The organism is Clostridioides sp. ZZV14-6150, assembly GCF_020657875.1.
In the GTDB taxonomy this organism is placed as follows: Bacteria; Bacillota; Clostridia; order Peptostreptococcales; family Peptostreptococcaceae; genus Clostridioides.
Genome location: NZ_JAGWDA010000003.1, coordinates 196,759 through 219,491 on the forward strand (window position 1 = coordinate 196,759; position 22,733 = coordinate 219,491).

General features: G+C 27.7%; 18 protein-coding genes. 15 read left to right on the forward strand and 3 right to left on the reverse strand.

What is annotated here, in order from left to right:
- The first annotated feature begins 39 nt into the window (after positions 1-39).
- From KGF41_RS05675 to KGF41_RS05700, 6 genes are all read left to right on the forward strand, one after another.
- Positions 40-792: a glycosyltransferase family 2 protein gene (locus KGF41_RS05675; RefSeq protein WP_227827543.1), complete on the forward strand. Its 753-nt coding sequence runs from the start codon at positions 40-42 to the stop codon at positions 790-792.
- Positions 746-2,113 (forward strand): UDP-glucose dehydrogenase family protein, encoded by a 1,368-nt coding sequence (locus KGF41_RS05680; RefSeq protein WP_413840562.1) that lies wholly within the window; start codon positions 746-748, stop codon positions 2,111-2,113. Before KGF41_RS05675 ends, KGF41_RS05680 begins: the two co-directional genes overlap by 47 nt.
- 5 nt (positions 2,114-2,118) lie before the next feature.
- Positions 2,119-3,210, forward strand: a complete 1,092-nt coding sequence (locus KGF41_RS05685; protein WP_227856450.1) for a glycosyltransferase family 4 protein — start codon at positions 2,119-2,121, stop codon at positions 3,208-3,210.
- A gap of 84 nt (positions 3,211-3,294) precedes the next feature.
- The gene (locus KGF41_RS05690) at positions 3,295-5,208 is read left to right on the forward strand and encodes a polysaccharide biosynthesis protein (RefSeq protein WP_227827541.1); all 1,914 of its coding nucleotides are present in this window, start codon (positions 3,295-3,297) and stop codon (positions 5,206-5,208) included.
- Between the two features lie 198 nt (positions 5,209-5,406).
- On the forward strand, positions 5,407-6,114 hold the full coding sequence (locus tag KGF41_RS05695; protein ID WP_227842592.1) for an SH3 domain-containing C40 family peptidase: 708 nt from the start codon (positions 5,407-5,409) through the stop codon (positions 6,112-6,114).
- A 299-nt stretch (positions 6,115-6,413) separates the two neighbouring features.
- The gene (locus KGF41_RS05700) at positions 6,414-8,528 is read left to right on the forward strand and encodes a cell wall-binding glycosyl-hydrolase Cwp19 (protein WP_227842593.1); all 2,115 of its coding nucleotides are present in this window, start codon (positions 6,414-6,416) and stop codon (positions 8,526-8,528) included.
- Positions 8,529-8,769: 241 nt separating this feature from the next.
- Here the strand turns inward: KGF41_RS05700 and KGF41_RS05705 are convergent, their stop codons facing one another.
- Together KGF41_RS05705 and KGF41_RS05710 are read right to left on the reverse strand one after the other, a co-directional pair.
- Entirely contained in the window at positions 8,770-9,735 is a 966-nt protein-coding gene (locus KGF41_RS05705; protein ID WP_227827538.1) for an LCP family protein, read from the reverse strand.
- Between the two features lie 334 nt (positions 9,736-10,069).
- Complete coding sequence (locus KGF41_RS05710) at positions 10,070-11,026, reverse strand: LCP family protein (protein WP_227842594.1); 957 nt, start codon at positions 11,024-11,026, stop codon at positions 10,070-10,072.
- 368 nt (positions 11,027-11,394) lie between these two features.
- Here KGF41_RS05710 and KGF41_RS05715 point away from each other — a divergent pair, with 368 nt between their 5' ends.
- Entirely contained in the window at positions 11,395-12,183 is a 789-nt protein-coding gene (locus KGF41_RS05715; protein ID WP_227856451.1) for an HAD family hydrolase, read from the forward strand.
- A gap of 138 nt (positions 12,184-12,321) precedes the next feature.
- On the opposite strand, the gene KGF41_RS05720 is transcribed toward KGF41_RS05715, so the two are convergent.
- Positions 12,322-12,792: a DUF4358 domain-containing protein gene (locus KGF41_RS05720; protein ID WP_227827535.1), complete on the reverse strand. Its 471-nt coding sequence runs from the start codon at positions 12,790-12,792 to the stop codon at positions 12,322-12,324.
- A gap of 137 nt (positions 12,793-12,929) precedes the next feature.
- Between KGF41_RS05720 and KGF41_RS05725 the strand changes: the two genes are divergently transcribed.
- From KGF41_RS05725 to ptsP, 8 genes are all read left to right on the forward strand, one after another.
- A complete protein-coding gene (locus KGF41_RS05725; protein ID WP_227842595.1) occupies positions 12,930-13,574 on the forward strand; it encodes an undecaprenyl diphosphate synthase family protein in 645 nt (214 codons plus the stop codon).
- A 123-nt stretch (positions 13,575-13,697) separates the two neighbouring features.
- Positions 13,698-14,522, forward strand: a complete 825-nt coding sequence (locus tag KGF41_RS05730; protein WP_227856452.1) for an N-acetylmuramoyl-L-alanine amidase family protein — start codon at positions 13,698-13,700, stop codon at positions 14,520-14,522.
- Positions 14,523-14,839: 317 nt separating this feature from the next.
- Positions 14,840-16,390 (forward strand): GGDEF domain-containing phosphodiesterase, encoded by a 1,551-nt coding sequence (locus KGF41_RS05735; RefSeq protein ID WP_227827532.1) that lies wholly within the window; start codon positions 14,840-14,842, stop codon positions 16,388-16,390.
- Positions 16,390-16,788: an RrF2 family transcriptional regulator gene (locus tag KGF41_RS05740; protein WP_227434474.1), complete on the forward strand. Its 399-nt coding sequence runs from the start codon at positions 16,390-16,392 to the stop codon at positions 16,786-16,788. Before KGF41_RS05735 ends, KGF41_RS05740 begins: the two co-directional genes overlap by 1 nt.
- 39 nt (positions 16,789-16,827) lie before the next feature.
- Complete coding sequence (locus KGF41_RS05745; protein ID WP_227827530.1) at positions 16,828-18,561, forward strand: Eco57I restriction-modification methylase domain-containing protein; 1,734 nt, start codon at positions 16,828-16,830, stop codon at positions 18,559-18,561.
- A gap of 230 nt (positions 18,562-18,791) precedes the next feature.
- Positions 18,792-20,003 (forward strand): patatin-like phospholipase family protein, encoded by a 1,212-nt coding sequence (locus KGF41_RS05750; protein WP_227827529.1) that lies wholly within the window; start codon positions 18,792-18,794, stop codon positions 20,001-20,003.
- Positions 20,004-20,194: 191 nt separating this feature from the next.
- Positions 20,195-20,455, forward strand: coding sequence for an HPr family phosphocarrier protein (locus KGF41_RS05755; protein WP_227827528.1), 261 nt, complete (start codon positions 20,195-20,197; stop codon positions 20,453-20,455).
- Positions 20,456-20,716: 261 nt separating this feature from the next.
- Positions 20,717-22,429, forward strand: a complete 1,713-nt coding sequence (ptsP, locus tag KGF41_RS05760; protein ID WP_227850202.1) for a phosphoenolpyruvate--protein phosphotransferase — start codon at positions 20,717-20,719, stop codon at positions 22,427-22,429.
- The last annotated feature ends 304 nt before the right edge of the window (positions 22,430-22,733 follow it).

A 22,733-nucleotide genomic window follows, 5' to 3' on the forward strand; every position in this document is an offset into this window, starting at 1 on the left:
GTATAGTACTGCTAGTTGCTATATAAGGAGAGTAAAAATATGAATGAGCCTTTAGTATCGATAATTACTCCTGTATATAATTCAGAAGAGTTTTTATCAGAGACAATAAAGTCAATCCAAAATCAAACTTATAAAAATTGGCAGCTTTTATTAGTGGATGATTGTTCTAAGGACAATTCAAGTGAAATTATAAAAAGTTTTCAAAAAGAAGATGCTAGAATAAAATATATAAAGCTTGAAAAAAATTCTGGAGCTGCAGTATCTAGGAATGTTGGTATTGAAAATGCGGAAGGTCGATTTATTGCATTTGTAGATAGTGATGATTTATGGGATAGTAAAAAGTTAGAAATTCAGATAGGATATATGTTAAAAGAAAATATCGGGTTTTCTTTTACATCTTATAGATATATGAGACAAGATGGAACAAAAACGAGTAAAGTTGCAAGAGCACCTAAAAAGATTGACTATGAAGGATTACTTAAAAATACTATAATAGGGTGTTCTACTGTAGTCATTGATAGGGATGTCATAGGTGAATTTAGTATGCCTTTAGTAAGAAGAGGACAAGATACTGCAACTTGGTTACAATTACTTAAAAAGGAAAAATATGCATATGGAATTCAGGAAGATTTAGTGAATTATAGGCTAGTTGGAAATTCTATATCAAGCAATAAGATAAAAGCATTAAAACGAACTTGGAATACCTATAGAAATGTTGAAAATTTAAGTTTACCAAAAAGCCTATATGTATTTTGTTTCTATGTTTTTAATGCCATTAAAAAAAGAGTATAAGTTTTATATACTTGGAGGTAAAAAAATGAAAATAGCTATAGCTGGGACTGGATATGTAGGGCTAGTAACAGGTGTTTGTCTAGCAGAGGTAGGCAATGAAAATGTAATTTGTGTTGATATAGATGAACGCAAAGTTAAATCAATGCAACTTGGGATAGCACCTATATATGAAGAAGGCCTAGAAGAACTTATGGTTAGAAATTATGAAAAAGGAAGAATAGATTATACTACAGATTATAAAAAAGCTTATGAAGATGTAGATATAATACTAATAGCTGTAGGAACTCCAGAAAGAAGTGATGGTTCAGCTAATTTAGATTATATAAAGGCAGTTGCAAAGCAAATAGCTGAAACTGTAACAAAAGATACTTTAGTAGTAATAAAATCTACAGTACCAATTGGAACAAATGAAGAAATAGAAGATTATATAAATAAAAACTTAAAAAATGATGTAAAAGTTGAACTTGCATCTAATCCAGAGTTTTTATCACAAGGTAGTGCAGTAAGAGATACTTTACATGCTTCAAGAATTGTTATAGGAGTGGAAAGTGAGTGGGCAAGAGGAATACTGGAAGAAATTTATAAACCTTTTAATCAACCTATAATAGTAACTAATAGAAATAGTGCTGAAATGATAAAATATGCATCAAATAACTTTTTAGCACTTAAGATATCTTTTATGAATGATATTGCAAATCTTTGTGAGATAGCAGGTGCTAATGTGGAAGATGTCGCTTTAGGAATGAGTTATGATGATAGAATAGGAAGTAAATTCTTAAAAGCAGGTATAGGTTATGGAGGTTCTTGTTTCCCTAAAGATACAAAAGCCCTTCATTGGCTGTCTGAGCATAACGGTTATGAATTAAAAACAGTAAAGGCTGCTATAGAAGTGAATGAAAGTCAAAAACTTAAATTAGTTAGAAAGGCATCTAAACTAGTAGAGAGCTTTCAAGATATGAAAGTTGCTGTTTTAGGATTAACATTTAAGCCAGATACTGATGATATAAGAGAAGCCCCATCTATTCCAAATATAAAATATTTACTTGAAAGAGGAGCAAAAGTTACTGCATTTGACCCAATAGGAGTTGAAAATACTAAGAAAATATTTGGGGATTCTATACTTTATGCTAAATCTATAGATGATACAATAGAAGATGCAGAGATATGTTTTATAATGACAGAGTGGAAAGATGTCTTAAATTATGATATACATAAGTATAAGGAAAAGATGAAAAATCCTTTAGTTCTAGATGGAAGAAATTGTTACAAGCTTGAAGATATGAAAGAACTAGGTATTGAGTATTATTCGATAGGAAGGTAAATATTATGAAGACTGTTTGTTATTTGGCTGATGGGTCAAATCCTCATACTTTAAAATGGTGTAGTTTTTTTAAAAATAAAGGATACGACATTCATGTTATCTCTTTAAATGGAGGCCACATGGAAGGAATTAAAATTTATGACTTTGGTTCTAATGTAGAAGAACTGAAAAATGAAAATATTTCTAAAAAAACAGGATACTTAGGTTCAATAAAACAAATAAAGAAACTAGTAAATGAAATAAAGCCAGATATACTTCATGCACAATATGCAAGTAGCTATGGATTTATAGGTAGTTTACTTGGGTATCATCCATATATTATTTCTGTTTGGGGTACTGATATTTATGATTTCCCAAACAATGGTTTTATACAAAAACAAATTATAAAACATAACTTTAGAAAAGCAGATTATATATTTTCAAATAGTAGAGACATGGCTAAAGAAGCTAATAAATATACAACTAAGCATGTAGATGTAACCTTTTTCGGAGTAGATATGGATAGATTTAAACCTATGGAAGTAGAAAAAGAAGATGCTTTTGTAATAGGAATTATAAAGAGTTTGGAAAAAAAATATGGAATTGAATATTTAGTACAAGCATTTAAGATGTTGAAAGATGAATATAAAGAAAAGAAAATAATTTTAAAAATAGGTGGTTCTGGAAGTCAAATGGATAACTTAGTGAATCTGACTAAGGAATTAGGCGTGGAAGATAATGTTCAATTTTTAGGTAGAATATCTCCAGAGGATGTCAGTAAGACTTTTAATTCTTTTGATGTAACAGTATTTCCTTCTTTGAGAGAGGGTTTTGGTGTAGCTGCAATAGAATCAGAGTCTTGTGAAGTTCCTGTTATTGTTACAAATGTAGGTGGGCATCCAGAATCTGTATTGGAAAATGAAACGGGGCTAATTGTAGAGCCAAAGCAACCAGAAGAAATAAAAAATGCTATAATAAAACTAATGGAAAATGATGAGCTTAGACTTAATATGGGTAAAAAAGGGCGTAAGTTTGTTAGAGAAAATTATGAAGTTAATTTAAATTTTAATGATATAGAAAAAATATACGACTCTATATTAGATAAATATAAAAAATAAGAATTGAAAAATACAGCAAAAGATAGATGTTGTTGGCTATGCTTAGGTGCGTAGCTTTTGCTGTTTAATGGAGGGCTTCTAGTTATGCGAGAAAGTATAGATTTAGAGAAAGAAAGCTTTTTTAATAAGCTTTTAAAAAAATATAAATTTAGACAACTATCATTATTAATTCTAGATATTTGTAGCGTGCTAGTAGCATTTCGAATGTCTTTGAGTTTGACAGGCAATTTAGATGTATTCAATGTTAATAATGTAATAATTTCAGTTTGTATATATATTGGACTCCATATAGTGTCATTTAGATTGTTTAAGTGTTACAACACATTGTGGAGATATGCAGGAGAAGAAGAAATTATTTCGATTTTTATTGCAACTTTAGCTTATCTAATTCCAGCTTATGTGATAAATAGAATATTGGGACTCGATTATCCTATAATGCTTTATGTATTAAATACGATATTTATTATAATGTTTACAAGTGGAGTGAGAATAGGCTACAGGGCTATAAGAATAGTCATGAATAAGACATACTCTAGAGGGAAGGTTTCTAACATTCTTATAATTGGAGCAGGAGATGCTGGAGAGATGGTTATACAAGAATTAAAGCGAAATCCAGAACTTAAAAAAGTAGCAGTAGCTATAATCGATGATGATAAAAATAAAATCGGAAGAATAATTCATAATGTAAAGATTGTAGGAACAACTTCAAAGATAAATGATATAGTTGAAGAATATAAAGTAGATGAAATAATTTTTTCTATTGCCAACATAGAAAAACACAGAAAAAAAGAAATTATTGATATGTGTAAGAATACTAATTGTAAAATAAAGACAATACCAGGAATTTATGAAATTATAGATGGAAAAGTTGATATAAAACAGATTAGAGAGGTAGAAATAGAAGACTTATTGGGTAGAGAGCCTATAAGAACAAATTTAAAAGAGATAAGTAACTATATTGAAGGAAAAGTAATCCTTGTAACTGGAGGAGGAGGCTCAATTGGTTCAGAGCTTTGCAGACAGATTGCAGGGTTTAATCCTAAAGAGCTTATTATAGTTGATAATTATGAAAATAATGCTTATGCAATACAGCAAGAATTGCTTAGAAAATATAAAAATAAGTTGGATTTAAAAGCAATAATAGCTTCAATAAGAGAAGAAAAAAGAATGGATGAAATATTTAATAAATATAAGCCAGAAGTGGTATTCCATGCAGCAGCTCATAAACATGTTCCTCTTATGGAGTCAAGCCCTGGTGAGGCTATAAAGAATAATATATTTGGAACTTTAAATATAGCAGGTTTATCTTCAAAATATAGAGCTAAGAAGTTTGTCCTTATATCTACAGACAAAGCTGTAAATCCGACAAATATAATGGGAGCTACTAAAAGAGCTGCCGAGATGATTATACAGACAATGAATGATGAAAGTCAGACTGAGTTTGTTGCAGTTAGATTTGGAAATGTACTTGGAAGTAATGGAAGTGTAATTCCCCTTTTTAAGAAGCAGATTGAAGATGGTGGACCAGTAACTGTTACACATCCAGATATTATTAGATATTTTATGACAATACCAGAGGCTGTAGGGCTTGTTATACAGGCTGGAGCTATGGCTAAAGGTGGAGAAGTATTTGTACTTGATATGGGAGAGCCTGTAAAAATATTGGATTTAGCAAAAAATTTAATAAAATTTAGTGGGCTTGAACCAGATGTTGATGTAAAAATTGAATTTTCTGGTCTTAGACCAGGAGAAAAATTGTATGAAGAACTTCTTATGTCAGAAGAAGGTCTGTTAGATACAGAGCATAAAAAGATTTTTATTGGTAGGCCAATAGATGTTGATAGAGAAAAAATAACAAAATACTTAAAACTTTTAAAAGAAATTACAAACAATGAAGAAACTGAAAAAATAGATGGTGTCATGAGAAAATTAGTACCAACTTACATTAAACCAGAAGATGCTAATATCAAAGAAATTGCAACAACTCGAGAGAAGTAGAATATATTTCTAATTTGTAACCAGGGGGAGCAAAAAGAAACAAATAGATACTAAAAAGAAACAAAAGATTACAAAAAGATTACAAAAAGATTACAAAAAAGGTTGCAATTTATTTTGATGTAAGTTAGAATGTTAATTAGGAATTGGAAACGAAGGAACAAAATGTTAAATTTTCGAAAGGATTAGGTATTTGAGATTATGATGAATATTAAAAATAAAAAACATATATTGAAAAAATTTATAGCAATGGTGTTAATAGCAGGAGTTGTTACAGTAGAGGCAGGAGCAATAACAGCTAGTGCAGCAGAGTTATCTAATTCACCTATGAATGCGACAGTAGATCAATGTGATTTCTTAAACATGAGAAGTGGAGCTAGTGCAAATGATGCAATAGTAGGAAAGATAAACACAGGTGACAAAGTTGAAGTTTTAGAACTACATTCAAATGGATGGATAAAAATAAGAACAGTTGACAATGTTACAGGATGGGTAAATGGAGATTATTTAACTATTGAAGGTGGAAATGTAGACGCAAAGGTACAAAATGTTTTAAACTTAGCATTTAAGCAACAAGGTAAACCATATAGATGGGGAGCAACTGGACCAAACTCTTTTGATTGTTCTGGATTCACTTCGTATGTTTACAAAAATGGAGCAGGAGTTAATTTACCAAGAGTATCAAGATCACAAGCAACAGTAGGAAAGAAAGTATCTAGAGCAGAATTAAAAGCAGGAGATTTAGTTTTCTTTGGTTCAGGTGGTTCAATAAATCATGTTGGGTTGTATATAGGAGATTCTAAATTTATACATTCACCACAAACAGGAGATGTAGTAAAAGTTACTAGTATGGCTCCAGGAACTAATTATGCTAGAAGACTTATAACTGCTACACGTGTTTTACAATAATAATAGATTTAATTTACATAGGATTGAATATTAACATTAAATATAGTTATGTTTAATGTTTTACATAGAAAGTGAAGTATTAATTAATATTAAAATAGTGATGAACGTTATAAAAACAGCAAAGAATATAAATTTCTTTGCTGTTTTTTTTATAATAAATTATTTCATATTATAATTAAATATTAAATATAAATATTAACTATATTATTCAATATTTGACAGATAATATGAACTTTAGATATACTTAGTAAGGAGTATATTGTAGAAAAAAATAAATTTAAGAAATTAAGGGGGATGAAATGAAAAAGACAAGTATATTACTATTATCGTTGGTAATGACACTTACAATGTGTAGTGTAAGTTCATTTGCTGATTCGTCAAATGATAAGGAAATGAGAGCTGCTTGGATATCTACAGTTTATAACTTAGATTGGCCTAAGACTAAAAATAATGAAGCCAAGCAAAAAAAGGAATACACAGACTTATTAGACAAATTAAAAAGTGCAGGAATAAACACAGCAGTGGTTCAAGTAAGACCAAAATCAGATGCTTTATATAAATCAAAGATAAACACATGGTCTGAATATCTTACAGGTACTCAAGGTAAAGACCCTGGATATGACCCATTACCATTTTTAATAGAAGAAGCACATAAAAGAGGAATGGAATTCCATGCATGGTTTAATCCATACAGAATAACTATGGCAGATGAGAGCATAGATAAATTGCCAGCAAACCATCCAGCAAAGAAAAATCCAAGTTGGGTAGTTAAACATGGAAATAAGTATTACTATGACCCAGGTTTACCAGAAGTTAGAAAGTACATAGTTGATAGTATAGCAGAGGTAGTTCAAAATTATGATATAGATGGTGTTCATTTTGATGATTATTTCTATCCAGGAGTAAGTTTCAACGATACTGCTACATATCAAAAATATGGACAAGGACAAAACAAAGACAATTGGAGAAGAGAAAATGTAAATACTCTACTTAGAGATGTAAAGGCATCTATAAAGAGTATAAAGCCTGAAGTTGTATTTGGTGTGAGTCCAGCTGGAATATGGAGAAACAAGAGTAGTGACCCAACAGGTTCAGATACATCAGGTAATGAAAGTTATGTAGGTACATATGCAGATACAAGAGCATGGATAAAACAAGGATTAGTTGATTATGTAGTTCCACAACTTTACTGGCCAATTGGTCTTAAAGCCGCAGACTACTCTAAATTAGTTTCATGGTGGGCAAATGAAGTAAAAGGAACAAATGTAGACTTATACATAGGACAAGGTATATATAAACAAGGGCAATCAAGTTATAATGGGCAAAACATAGCAAAAGAAATAGTGAAGCAAGTAACATTAAATAGAAAATATAGTGAAATAAAGGGTAGTATGTATTTTTCAGCTAAAGATATAGCAAATAGTACATCTATACAAAATGATTTAAAGAGCTTGTACTCTGACAGTAATGAACAGCCAGTGACTCCACCATCTAATGTCAAGGTGGAAAAATTAAGAGGTGCTGAAAGATATGATACAGCAGTTGCAATAAGTAAAAAAGGATGGGCTACAAATTCAGATACAGTAGTATTAGTAAATGGATATTCTATAGTCGATGGTATAACATCAACTCCACTTGCTACTGCAAATGATGCACCTATATTATTAGTAAATAAGGGTGATATACCAACATCTACTAAAAATGAAATAAAAAGACTTAATCCAAGTAAAGTTATCTTAATAGGAGGAAATAATTCTATTGGAGATAAAGTTGAAAGTGAGATAAAAGATACATTATCAAATGTATCAATAAACAGAGTGGGTGGCTCAGATAGATATAGCACATCTCTTTTAATAGCAAAAGAATTAGCAAAGACTAATCCAGTAGACAAACTATATATAACAAGTGGTACAGGTGAAGCAGATTCTCTTTCTATAGCTTCAAAAGCAGGAGAAGAAAAACAGCCAATCGTATTAGTATCAAAAGATAATGTAAGTGATGAAATCTATAATTGGGTATCAGATTTAAATGTAAAAGATGCATATTTTATAGGTGGTAATTTAAGTATATCTGATTCAGTAATAAATAAATTAGATAAAGTTATTACAAATGATGTATCTAAAAATAGAATAGCTGGAGAAAATAGAGAAGAAACAAATGGAAAAGTAATACAGAAATTCTATCCAAATGCTGAATATTCATCAATGTTTGTAAGTAAGAGTAATCAGTTAGTAGATGCATTAACATCAGGACCTTTAGCAGCAAAATTAAAATCACCAGTAGTTATGCTTGGAAATAGTGTAACATCTGCTCAGAAAACTGCTCTAGAGCCTAAAAAGACAAGCCTAGTATATGAAGCTGGAGATGGAATAAATCAAACTGCATTAAACAGTTTATTAAACCTAGTTCAATAGTAAGAATTTAATAAAGATACTATATTATAAATGCTATAAAGGCAAATTAAAATAAAAGTATCAAATTGGAAAATGTTAAATTAAAAAGTATTAAATTAAAGTAGAAAGTAAAAAAAGAACTATATACATTTTATAATCAAGCATGGATAATAACTTGAAAATAATTATGTAATATAGTTCTTTTTATATATTTAATCTTATATTCTATAATAATATTTGCGTTAAATGTTTTTTATTGTTATTATTGTTTAAATTCTATATCATTAAATATAAAATCGTGTAATATATCTAAAGTATCTGGGTCAAATCTAAGAACCCAACCAGCTTTTCCATATATACCACCTGTACTATGAATTTCATCATCAATAGGGAATTCAAATTGTTTAATATTTAAGTCGCCCATTTTTAAAACTTGAGCTCCTAGAGAAAGTATTGCATTAGGCTTCATATTAGTTTTAACATATGGAAGAACAGCATCTAATAAACTTGGATATTTAGTAACAGGTAAAGTTTCTGTTTTCTTGATTATAGCTTGTATAATCTCTCTTTGTCTTCCATCTCTTGCAAAGGCAGTATCATTATGTCTGATACGTGCAAAAGATAATGCTTGATATCCATTTAAAGTTTGTACTCCAGATTTCCTAATATATTGTATGCTACCTTTATCATCACTTTTATTCCAACCATAAGTTTCAGGAATAAATTTATTTAATTCACTTATTTCTCCTTTTTCAATTGTAACTTCAACGCCACCAATAGCATCAATTATATACATAAATGATTCGAAATTAACACAAGCATAATTTTGAATATCAACATTAAAGTTCTCTTCAATTGTTTGTATTAACAAATCAGCTTGTCCATAAGCATAGGCATGAGTAAGTTTTTGTTTACCATGACCAGGGATGTCTACATAGCTATCACGAGCCAATGATGTAAGTTTGATATCATTATGTTTGTTATCAATAGTTAATATCATCATAGCATCTGACCTTGAAGAATCTTCATCTGGTCTAGCATCTGTTCCCATAAGTAGTATGTTAGTTATTCCATTTTCATTTTTATGGTCATTATTATTTAATAAATCACTATTTATGCTCGAGTCATGAATAGTAGATAATTTATAATAAAAATATCCATAGACGCTTATAGGGAATATTACTACCAAGAAAGCCAGTAGTATAACAAATTTCTTTAATTTTGACAAAAGTACCCCTTCTTTCTTCTTTTTCCTGTATATTTTTTAATAGCATACACTTAATTATATTAAAGTATTGAGATATATTCAATACTTGTTTCAGTTACAAAAAAAAGACAATGATATAATTTATAAGAAAATTTGTCAATTTATATATAATTAAAAGTATGTGTAGTATATCATGTAAAAAATTAATTAAAATTTTAAAGAAAAATAGGGTTTGTATATTTTTTACAATAAAAATAAGTACACACCTGTCAATTACAAAATAATTTGCTTCTTGAAAGGTATGTACTTACTGTCAAATTCTGTACATGATTTTTTATTACTTTAAATAAATATTTTACTCTTCAACCATAATATCTTCAAATATGAAATCGTGCATTGCATCTAATTCATATTCTTCAAAAGGAATTACATAGCCTGCACTACCAATTTTTCTACCATTTTCAGTAGAAAGAGGGAATTCCATTGATTTTAAGTCTAAGTTTCCAATACTTAAAAGTTTTGTTCCTAGAGAAATTATTTCATTAGGACTCATATTAGTTTTAACATATGGAAGTATAGTATTAACTAGATTAGGATATTTGGTAACTGGTAAATCCTTAACACCATTTATTAAACTTTGTATAACACTTCTTTGTCTTCTATCTCTCTCATCTGTACTATCATTTTTTCTTATACGAGAAAATGCAAGTGTTTGATATCCATTTAGTTTTTGCTCGCCTGAACTTCTTATATACTCAAGAGAGCCTTTGTCAGAGTTTTTATTCCATTTGTAAGTTTCAGGTATAAATTTGTTTAATTCTCTTATTTCACTCTTATCAACTGTAACAGTAACCCCTCCTAGAGCATCAACTATATCCATAAAAGAAAAAAAGTCAACTACAGCATAATTCTGTATATCGAGTTGGAAATTTTCTTCTATAGTTTCTATTAATAAATTAGCTTGACCATATACATAAGCATGTGTTAATTTTTGTTCTCCATGTCCTGGTATGTTGACATACGTATCTCTATTTAATGAAGTTAATTTAAGACTTTTATTTTTATTATCAATAGTTAATATCATCATGGCATCAGAACGAGAAACTTCTTCACCTGGTCTTGCATCTGTACCTAATAATAATATATTTGTAATATCTTCTTCATTTTTATAGTCATTACTGCTAAGAGCCTCTGTATTTATACTATCATCTTGGATAGTTTTTAATTTAGTAAAAACATATCCGTATACACTAACAGGAAATGCTATGACTAAAAGGGCTAGAAATATAACGAACTTTTTGAGTCCTGACAATAATATCCCCTACTTTCTAAATTTTTTAATTACACATAGTTAATTATATTAAAAAATTGTTACATAAGCAATAAAAAACACAATAAATTAGCATAAGATTGTCATAATATAATTATTTTTATAATATTTTATAGAAGGAAGCGTGTAGTTATTATTAATTTTCTTGGAATATAATTATATAAAGATTTAAATTTTTATAAGTTGATGTATATATTGAAAAAAATATTTTCCTGAATGTAGTTATATTATCTTACAAAAGGTGTAAATTGTAATTTAGAATTTTTGGTGTATAATAGGAATTGAAAAATTAAACTGATAAAAATTAATAAAAAATAATTATAAATTATATAATTTGGGGGAGGAAATGTATGATAAAATTAATAGCAACAGACTTAGATGGAACTTTGTTAGATGAAAAGAGCGAAATAAATCCAGAGTTTTATAAAGTATTTAAAAAATTAAGAGAGAGGGGGATAATGTTTTCTGCTGCAAGTGGCAGGCAGTATCAAAATCTTATAAAAAAATTTGAAGATATAAAAGATGATATGATGTTTATCTCAGAAAATGGAACATTAGTAGTATATAAAGGAAAAGAAATATTATCAAATCCTTTGGATAAAGAGTTAGTAAATGAAATCATAGAGACAACAAGAAGTATAAAAGGGAAAAAAATTGTAATGAGTGGTAAACAATACGCCTATATAGAGAGCAAAGATGAAGCGTTTATAGAAGAAGTTAGTACTTACTATGCAAAGTTTAAAGTTGTAGATGACTTGACTAAAGTAGAAGGTGATATATTAAAGATAGCTATATTTGATTTCAAAGGTGCAGAACATAACAATAGTATCTACTTTGACCAGTTTTCTGATAGAGCTCAAGTATGTATTTCTGGGGTAGAGTGGCTTGATTTAACTGCAAAAGGTGCAAATAAAGGAAGTGCCATAAAAAAAGTACAAAGAATGTTAGATATAAAATATGAAGAAACTATGGTATTTGGTGACCAATTGAATGATGTAGAAATGATGAAGAGTGCTTATCATAGCTATGCCATGGAGAATGCCAATGAGTATTTGAAAGAAATTGCTAGATTCAGAGCAAAAAGAAATACTGAAAATGGTGTTGTAGATAAGATAAAAGAAGTCATAAAAATTGGATAGCCATCTATGATGGGGGTCTAAATGAAAAAGATTATTTTAAAGGAATTGAAATAAAGAAATATCAATGTAATTTTCATTAAACAATATTATTAAAATGAAAATTACATTGATATTTGGTAGATATTAGATAACTAATATCTATTTTTTTATAATACTTAATATCTTTTCCTCTATTTGAGATGCATTTTCAGCAGAAATCAAATAAACATATTTACCTGCTTTTTCAACGATAGTATTGTTTGCTATTTCAGAATTGCTTTTTTCTCCATGTCCTTCTCCAAAAGGTGCTTGAATCATGTCTTTTTTATAATTTTCTAGAGTTTTATAGATTTTATTTACATCATCAGTTTTTATGACAATGATATCTTCTAGATATAATTTTTCAGAAGAATTGATTACAAAACCTTGTGTAATGTCTTCTTCCACATCATTAAAATAATTAAATTCTTTTGCATCAAAAATTTTTGATTCTTTTATAAGTAAATCAGAAGACTTTAATGCTTTTTCAATTTTTGATGTAGAAACGTTTTTATAATCGCTACTTGAAGAACAACTAACCATTCCAAAGGATAAGATTATTGAAAAAAACAACATTAAAATTTTTTTCATGAGAAACCTCCAAGTTTTTTAACTCTATCTTAATTTAGTTTACTACATAATTATATAAAAATAAATGTATTTAATGTTACAGTTTTGATTAATAATGTAATATTTTGATAATAATACCTATTAAGAGGTGATTAGAAATGAGAGTACCAAAACATGTAGGAATTATACCAGATGGAAATAGAAGATGGGCAAGTCAAAATGGAATGACAAAGGATAGAGGATATGAAAGTGGAATAGATCCTGGACTAGAATCTTATAGATTATGTAGAGATTTAGGTTGTGAAGAAGTAACTTTTTATGGGTTTACAACTGATAATACAAGACGTCCATCAGTTCAGACTAAAGCGTTTACAAAAGCATGTATTGATGCAGCAAATATACTAATAGAAGAAGGTGCAGCCTTACTAGTTGTTGGAAACACAAAATCTCCAATGTTCCCAGAAGAATTATTACCATATACAAATCGAATTCAAGCTAAAGACGGACAGATAAGAGCAAACTTACTGGTAAATTATGGATGGTATTGGGATTTAAATAATATATCAGGAGTAGAAAATGTAAATAAGAATAACATACAGGATTACATACAGTCATTTGATGTGTCAAGACTGGACTTGATAATTAGATGGGGTGGAAGACGTAGATTAAGCGGTTTCCTGCCTGTGCAATCAATTTATGCAGACTTTTATGTTATAGATAATTATTGGCCAGATTTCAAAGGTGATGATATAAAAGATGCCTTTAGTTGGTATGATACACAAGATGTCACTCTAGGCGGATAATTAAGAAATTTCAGTTTTTAGATTGTAGAGTATTTTAAATTATTGAAAAAAAAACTTCTTGGTGGTAAAATAACACTAATAATATGAAAAAATGTAAAAATCTATACCAAGAAGGGTGAAGAAATGTCAAAAAGCAATAATAACAATAATTCAAGAAACAAATCTAAAAATACCAGCCATCTGAACAGAAAAAAAAGAAAAGTAAATAAAAAAAAGTTAGTACTACTGATTTGCTTTACAGTGTTATTTTTATTTATTGCATTTAAGGCTACTCAAGGTGTAGTAGCTTTGGTCAAAGGGATGGATAAAAATAATAAAACAAATCAACAACAAAAAGTTGACTCAGAACAATTTGACCTTGGTGATGAAAACGAAAATAAAAACAAAAAATATACTGTATTTATAGATCCAGGTCATGGAGGAAATGATAAAGGAACTCAAAGTAAAACTAGTAACAGATATGAAAAAGACCTCACTTTACAAATTTCAAAGAAATTAGCAAATAAATTAGCTAAGCAAAAGGACATTCAAGTAGTTGTATCTAGAACTGATGATACATATGTATCATTAATGGATAGAGTAAACTTAGCAAAAAATAGCTCTGCGGATGTACTTGTTTCTATACACTTAAATGCAGAAAAAAATGGAAATACAGCAACAGGTATAGAAACATGGTATAGAAATAAAGCTACAGATGGCTCAAAAGAACTTGCACAAACAGTTCAAAGTACAATAGTATCTTATGTTAAAGTAAGGGATAGAGGAATAATTGAAAATAATTTTGAAGTACTTAGAGAATCAAATATGCCAGCTATATTAATAGAGTGTGGTTTTTTAACAACGCCTTCAGAAGAGCAAAAAATAATAAATGAGAAATATCAAGAGCAACTTACAGAGGGAATTGTTCAAGGTATACTTTCATATTTGGATTCTAAGGGAAATAAATAATTTAATTATTATCTGAATGTAAAAATTAAATTAAAAATACAAAGGTGTGAATTATATTAAAAGTATAATTTCATACTAAAAATACTATTTAGATTTAAGAACTATGAAACTACAGACTACTTTATATATGTCTGATTTCATAGTTTTTTTGTCAAAATTAGTTGGTATTTGCAAAAAATAGAGAAATAAAATCGTAGAAATAGAGTTATTTATATGTGATTTTAAGTTAGATTGATTTACTATCAATTGTGCCTTATAATTAATATAGAAAAAGTTTGCTCATAAAATAATTTAAAAAATAATATAGGGGAATTTATATGAATAAAAAAAATATAATGAAAATTTGTTGGTTAAATAAAATAGTTTTTATTATAATTGGGATTTTAGGAATAGTTTTACTTACAAGGCATATTGGAATAGACATTAAGAGTCAAATTTTGATTTTATTAATCTTATTTAGCATAAGTATGTTTATTTCATACCTTAAGGTTAAGACATATGAAGATGAAATTAATTTAGATGTCACAAGTAATTCAGATAAACTTATAAACATTACTAAGAATGATAATTTTTTAGAACATATTCAAAGCTATATATTTGCTAATAAGAGAGAAAATTGTGTGTTAGCATGCTTTGATTTATGTAGACTTAAACTTATAAATGATATATATGGTTATAAGCTAGGGGATGAAGTATTAGACAATATCTCAAACAACTTAAAAAATTATTTTGGAAATGAAGCTATTTATGGAAAGTTAAAAAGCGATGTCTTTGTATTAATAATAAAACTTGAAGATAGAGATGAAAAGATTCATAATTTGGTAAACCTTATTAAAAATAAAATTGTGACCTTGAGTCAGATAGATAGTTTTAAAATGAATATAAATATTGAAGCTTCTATTGGTATTTATAAATTTAATAGTAATGAAATTGACATAAAAAAAGCTATAGACAATGCTGATATGGCAAGAATTAAATCAAAAGGATTAAAGCATATAGAATATGTGGAATTTGATGATGCTATGGAAAAAGAAATAAAATCACTTATGAAAATAGAACAAGATTTATTTTTAGCTATTAAAAACAAAGAGTTCATAATTCACTACCAGCCTAAATTTGATTCAAGAACAAATAAAATTATAGGTTCAGAAGCATTAATAAGATGGATTCATCCAACTTTAGGTATGGTTGCTCCAAATAATTTTATACCTATAGCTGAGAAAAGTGGTTTGATAAATAATATTGGTAGATGGGTGATTGAAGAAGTTTTTATTACTATTGATAAGTGGATTTCAGAAGGGATAAATGTTTTACCAGTTTCAATAAATTTATCTAGAGTAGAACTTTATAAGAATGATTTAGTAGATTTTTTTAAGTCAATGTTTGATACATATAATGTTCCTAGAAAACTTGTAGAAATAGAAATAACAGAAACAACAGCTTTAAATGATGTAAAGTTTATTAGTGAGAGACTTTATGAAATTAAATCTTTAGGTATGAATATATCATTGGATGACTTTGGTATAGGTAACTCAAATTTTGTCAATCTTAAGGGGATACCAGTAGATGTTATAAAAATTGATAGGTCACTTATATTAGATATAGTGACTAACTCAAAAACAAAGGTTATGATAAAAGCCATTGTTAATCTTTCGCATGATTTAAATTTAACTGTTATATGTGAAGGTGTAGAGGATATGGAACAAGTTAAAGTTTTAAATGGTATGGGATGTAATTTTATACAAGGTTATGTATTTTCTAAACCAATAGATGAATGTAGTTACAAGGAACTTCTTACTGGAAGAAGTAATATAAGTTTAGAAGAGAGTCTTTTGAAAGAATATATGGCAGTTGAGGAGGTGGAATAATGATTTCAGAAGACGTAGATTATGCAATAAGAATTGTAAGAGCTATATTTAATAATGGAGAAAACAATCCAATAGATGTCAAAACAATATTAAAAAATGAAGATATACCAATATTAACATTATATAAACTACTTAGAAAACTTTGTGCAAATAACTTACTTACTTTTAATAAAGAAGATGGAAAGAAATACATGTTAAATGTATCATTGGATACAATAAGTTTGAGAACGATTGTAGAAATAATAGATGGGAAAATATATATAAATAAATGTACTAGATATGTATCTAATTGTAGTAATTGTTTAAAAGGTTGCAAGGTAAATCAGGAATTACTAGAGATAGAAAAAGAAATCTATAAACTTTTATCAAGAAAATCTATAAGACAGATATTAGAATAATAAATTTTTAGCTTAGCTAATAGTTGGAGGTTTTCAGTTATGGATGATATATCTCAAGATAACTTTCTATTATCTAAAGAGTATGAGAATAGTTTAGATGTAGATACTAAAAAAGCAGGTGGAATATACTATACACCTAAAATCATTGTCGATTATATTGTTAAAAAAACCTTGAGAAATCACGATATAATTAAAAATCCATATCCGAGAATTCTTGACATATCTTGTGGATGTGGAAACTTTCTTTTAGAAGTATATGATATTTTATATGACTTATTTGAAAAAAATATTTATGAATTAAAAAATAAATACGATGAAAATTATTGGAAGATTGATAATATACACAATCATATATTAAACCATTGTATATATGGTGCTGATATTGATGAAAATGCTATAAATATACTAAAAGATAGCTTAAAAAACAAAAAGACAAGAACTGATTTAAAATATGATGATATTAAAATCAACCTATTTTGTTGTGATAGTCTAAAGAAAAACTGGCGATATAAGTTTGATTACATAGTCGGTAATCCTCCGTATATTGGACATAAAAAACTTGAAAAAAAATATAAAAAATTTCTTTTAGAAAAATACAGTGAGGTTTATAAAGATAAAGCTGACTTATATTTTTGTTTTTATAAAAAGATTATAGATATCTTAAAATGTGGAGGAACAGGAAGTGTTATAACTCCAAGGTATTTCTTAGAAAGTTTATCGGGAAAAGATTTGAGAGATTATATTAAGTCAAATGTTAATATTAAAGAAATAGTAGATTTTTTGGGTGCAAATATATTTAAAAACATAGGTGTTTCTAGTTGCATTCTTACTTTTAATAAAAAAAAATTGAATGATACACCTATAGATATATTTAGAATAAAGAATGAAGATGTATCTATAAATAAATTTAAAACACTAGAAGAACTTTTAAACAGTAGTAAATTTGAATATTTTAATATAAATCAAAACTTGCTTTCTGATGAATGGATAATTGTAAATAAGGATAATGAATCTTTTTATAATAAAATACAAGAAAAAGGTAAATATAGCCTAGAAGATATAGCTGTAAGCTTTCAAGGTATAATTACAGGATGTGATAAAGCATTTATTTTAAGTGAAGGGGATTCAAAATTAGATTTTGTAGATGAGAAGCTTTTAAAAGATTGGATAAAAAGCAAAAATATAAACAAGTATGTAGTAGAGAAGAGTGAATATAAGCTAATATACTCAAATGATATAGATGATGAGGTTAAAAACAAGAAAATACTTGATGAAATTATAGGAGTATATAAGACAAAATTAGAAAATAGAAGAGAATGTAAAAGTGGAATAAGAAAGTGGTATGAACTTCAATGGGGTAGAGAAAAGCTTTTTTTCGAAAGAAAAAAGATAATGTATCCATATAAATCCAAAGAAAATAGATTTGCTATAGATTATGATAATAATTTTTCAAGTGCAGATGTATATTCTTTTTTCATAAAAGATGAGTATTTAGATAAATTTTCATATGAATATTTAGTTGGAATTTTAAATTCTAGTGTATATGATAAATACTTTAAAATAACAGCCAAAAAAATGAGTAAAAATATATATGATTATTATCCTAATAAGGTTATGAAGATAAGAATTTTTAGAGATAATAATTATGAAGAAATAGAGGATTTATCAAAACAAATAATATCAATTTTATTAAATGAAAAAATAGATAAAGAAAAAGTAGAAAAATTGCAGATAAAAATAGATAAATTAGTAATAGATTCTTTGGGTATATAAATAAATATGGCTATGAAAAAATACGTTGAATGTTAATAATTTATCTAAATTTATAAAGAAAAAGTTAACCATATAAAAAATATTAAAAATATATACTTTTGAATATTTTTTTGATAAAATAAAAATAAATTTGTGCAATTTTATTTTTCTCCAATAACTAAAAGTAGTTTTTTGAATTAATATTTGCTGAGGAATATAAATCAGGAACGCTTTAAATAGTAGGTGATAATATGAAAGGATTAGTTTTAGAAGGTGGAGGAACAAAAGGAGCTTATCAAATAGGCGCATATAAAGCTTTAAGAGAACTTGGTATAGAATTTCAAGGAGTAACAGGAACATCAATTGGGGCTTTAAATGGAGCATATATAATTCAAAATGATATTGAGGTAATGGAAGATATCTGGCTAAACTATGATTATACTCATTTTATGAATATTGACAAAGAAAGCTATGAGAGATTTAAAAATGTAGATTTCACTACGAAAAATATCAATGCAGTTTTTGAACTTATAAATAAAGCCAGAAAAAATGAAGGTATAGATATAAGCCCATTAAGACACTTAATGGAAACTACATTAAATGAAGATATAATAAGAAAATCAAAAAAAGACTTTGGACTTGTTACGGTTTGGTGGGATAAAAAAATTAATCCTCATCCATTGTATATAGAAGATATGCCACAAGGGAGATTGGTTGACTACTTAATTGCTAGTTCTAGTTTGCCTATTTTCCAAACAAATGTAATGGATGATAAATTGTATTTGGATGGAATGTTTTGTGATAATATGCCAATAGGGCTTTTAGAAGATAAAGGATATGAAGATGTTGTTGTAATTAGGTTAATTGATGATTTTCTTGGAAAAATGAACCTAAACAAACATCAGAATATAAATATAAAAACCATAATACCATCAGAATATTTAGGTGGCTCTCTTAATAAAGATAGAGATAATGTAGAAAAAAATATTCGATTAGGATATTTAGATACTATGAAAGCTTATGAAAGATGCGATGGTATTAAATATTACTTTGATGTAGAATATAAGTACGATGAAGAGTATTGTTTTGATAGATTTAGAAGAATGAGTAATGAAACAATACAATGTATTTGTAACTTATTGAATATAAAAAGAGATGTTTCGCTTAGAACTGTTATGGAAAATGTAATACCAAAGCTTGGTGAGACACTTGGTTTACCCAAAAATTTTTCATATAAAGATTTATTTTACTGTGTATATGAGAAAAAACTTGAAGAAAATAGTATAAATAGGGTAAAATTATATGATTTTAACAAGGTTATAGATGTTGTAAATACAAATATTGATTCTAATAAGAATTTAGCATCAAATTTTGAAATTAGACCTAAAATTAGTATTAAAAAGAACAAAAACACAAAATTATTGACAAATTGTATTATAAAAGACTTAAAAAATCAAAGTTAAATAAAAAACAAAAAAAAATTTGTAATTATACTCGAAAAAAGTGTATATTAGTAGTATAATATTTTTGTAGCACTAGTGGGAACAAAAAAGTACCATAGGACAAAAAAGTACCACTAAGTGCCATTAAAGTAAAAAATAGGAAAACAATTTTAAAAAATATAAAATGTTAGGTTTATAGGAGGATTTAAAAAATGGAAAAAGTAGTTAGTATCAAAAATGCAAGTGGATTACATGCTAGACCAGCAGGAATGTTTGTTAAGAAGGCTGCTGAGTTTAAATCAACAGTAGAAGTTGTAGCAAAAGACAAAACTGTAAATGCAAAATCAATCATGGGAATAATGAGTTTAGGTTTAGCTCAAGGAGAAGAATTAAAATTAGTTGTAAATGGAGAAGATGAAGCAGTAGCTTTAGCAGCAATGGTTGAATTAGTTGAAAGTGGATTTGGAGAGTAGATATAATAGTTTCTAAAAATTTGGTATTTATAATCTAATCATTGCTTAGAGTAAAAGTAACAGAGAAACATTAAAAATATACAGACAAAAGTTTGTAAATATTTAGTTTCTTTGTTACTTTCATGTTTATTTAATCAGAAGATTAAGATTATTGTTAATTGGGTATGAAAATACAAATATTTTAAATGATGAAATAAGTAAGATATTTTTAATTATAAATTTGTAATCAAAATACAGAAGATATTTTTAGGAGGTAGGGTTATGGCTTACAAAGGAATAGGAGCTTCTCCTGGTATTGCTTTAGGGAAAGCGTTAGTAGTTGAGCATAGTGAATTAGTAATTGAGAAAAAATCTATAGATAATGTTGAAGCGGAAGTTGCTAAATTAGAAAATGCAGTTGTAGTTTCTAAAGAAGAATTAATAAAAGTTAAGGAAAAGGCTTCTCAAGAATTAGGAGAAGAAGAAGCAGAAATATTTGAAGCACATTTATTAGTTTTAGAAGACCCAGAATTAATTGGTTCTGCAATTGATAAAATCAAAACTGAAAATGTAAATGCAGAATATGCTTTAAATGAAATAAAAGAAATGTTTGTTAGCATGTTTGAGTCTATGGACAATGAATACATGAAAGAAAGAGTAGCAGACATAAAAGACGTTACAAATAGAATACTTAGACATATATTAGGAATCAAAGTTGTTGATTTATCTGCTTTAAGTGAAGAAGTAGTATTAATAGCACATGATTTAACTCCATCAGATACAGCAACTATGAACAAAAAAATGGTTTTAGGATTTTTAACTGATATAGGTGGAAGAACTTCTCATACAGCTATAATGTCTAGAACTTTAGAAATCGCTGCAATCGTTGGACTAAGTGATATAACTTCAAACGTTAAAGATGGAGATTTTGTAGTTTTCAATGGAGATACTGGTGAAGTAATCGTTAATCCAGATGAAGATACTATAAACAAATATACTGAGTTAAAAGCTAAATATGAAGAAGAAAGAAAAGCATTACAATTATTAAAAGGAAAGCAATCAGTAACTCTTGATGGGAAGCATGTGGAATTAGCTGGTAACATAGGAACTCCTAATGATATAGAAGGTCTAATAAAGAATGATGCTGAAGGTGTTGGTCTTTATAGAACAGAATTTTTATATATGGATAGAGATTCTTTCCCAACTGAGGAAATACAATATGAAGCTTACAAAGCTGTATTAGAAGGAATGGAAGGTAAACCTATAGTTATAAGAACATTAGATATAGGTGGAGATAAAGAGTTAAGTTACTTGACTATGGAACCTGAAATGAATCCATTTTTAGGTTACAGAGCAATAAGACTTTGTTTAGATAGAACAGATATATTTAAGACTCAATTAAGAGCGTTATATAGAGCAAGTGTTCATGGAAGATTGAGAATAATGTTCCCTATGATTTCATCTTTAGAAGAATTATTACAAGCTAAAGAAGTTGTAAAAGAAGTGTTAGCAGAACTTGATTCTGAAGGTATAGCTTATGCTAAAGATGTAGAAATCGGTATGATGATAGAAGTACCATCTGCTGCTGTAATATCTGATGTACTTGCTAAACATGTAGATTTCTTCTCAATAGGAACTAATGATTTAATCCAATATACTTGTGCAGTTGATAGAATGAACCAAAAGATAAGCTATCTTTACAATCAATTTAATCCAGCTGTTTTAAGACTTATAAAGACAGTTATAGATAATGCACATAAAGAAGGTAAGTGGGCAGGTATGTGTGGAGAATCTGCTGGAGACCAAAAAATGATACCAATACTTTTAGGTATGGGATTAGACGAGTTTTCTATGTCTCCAATATCAATACTTCCTGCTAGAAAATTAATAACTTCAGTTAAAGAAGCCGATATGAAAAAATTAGCTGATGAAGTACTTAATATGGGTACTGCTGAAGAAATAAAAAGATATATTGAAACAACTTTTAACATGTAATTTATAAAATATATAATATGTAATTTACAAACTTATATTATATAAAATATCCATGTAGATATGTTATAAATAATATGAATAACTCAATAAGTAAAGAAAAGCCATAGTTTATTTTATACGCTATGGCTTTTTTATTATTATAAATTAAAATTTATAATACCTTAATTATAGTTTGTGTTTTTTGTAGACTTATTTTTTAGGTAATTGCACCTGAATATGTATTAATGTTATGTGGATGTACTCTTGAAATATGGTAATATATATTAAGGGTGAATGGTTTAAAGAGTATATATTTAATGGAGGT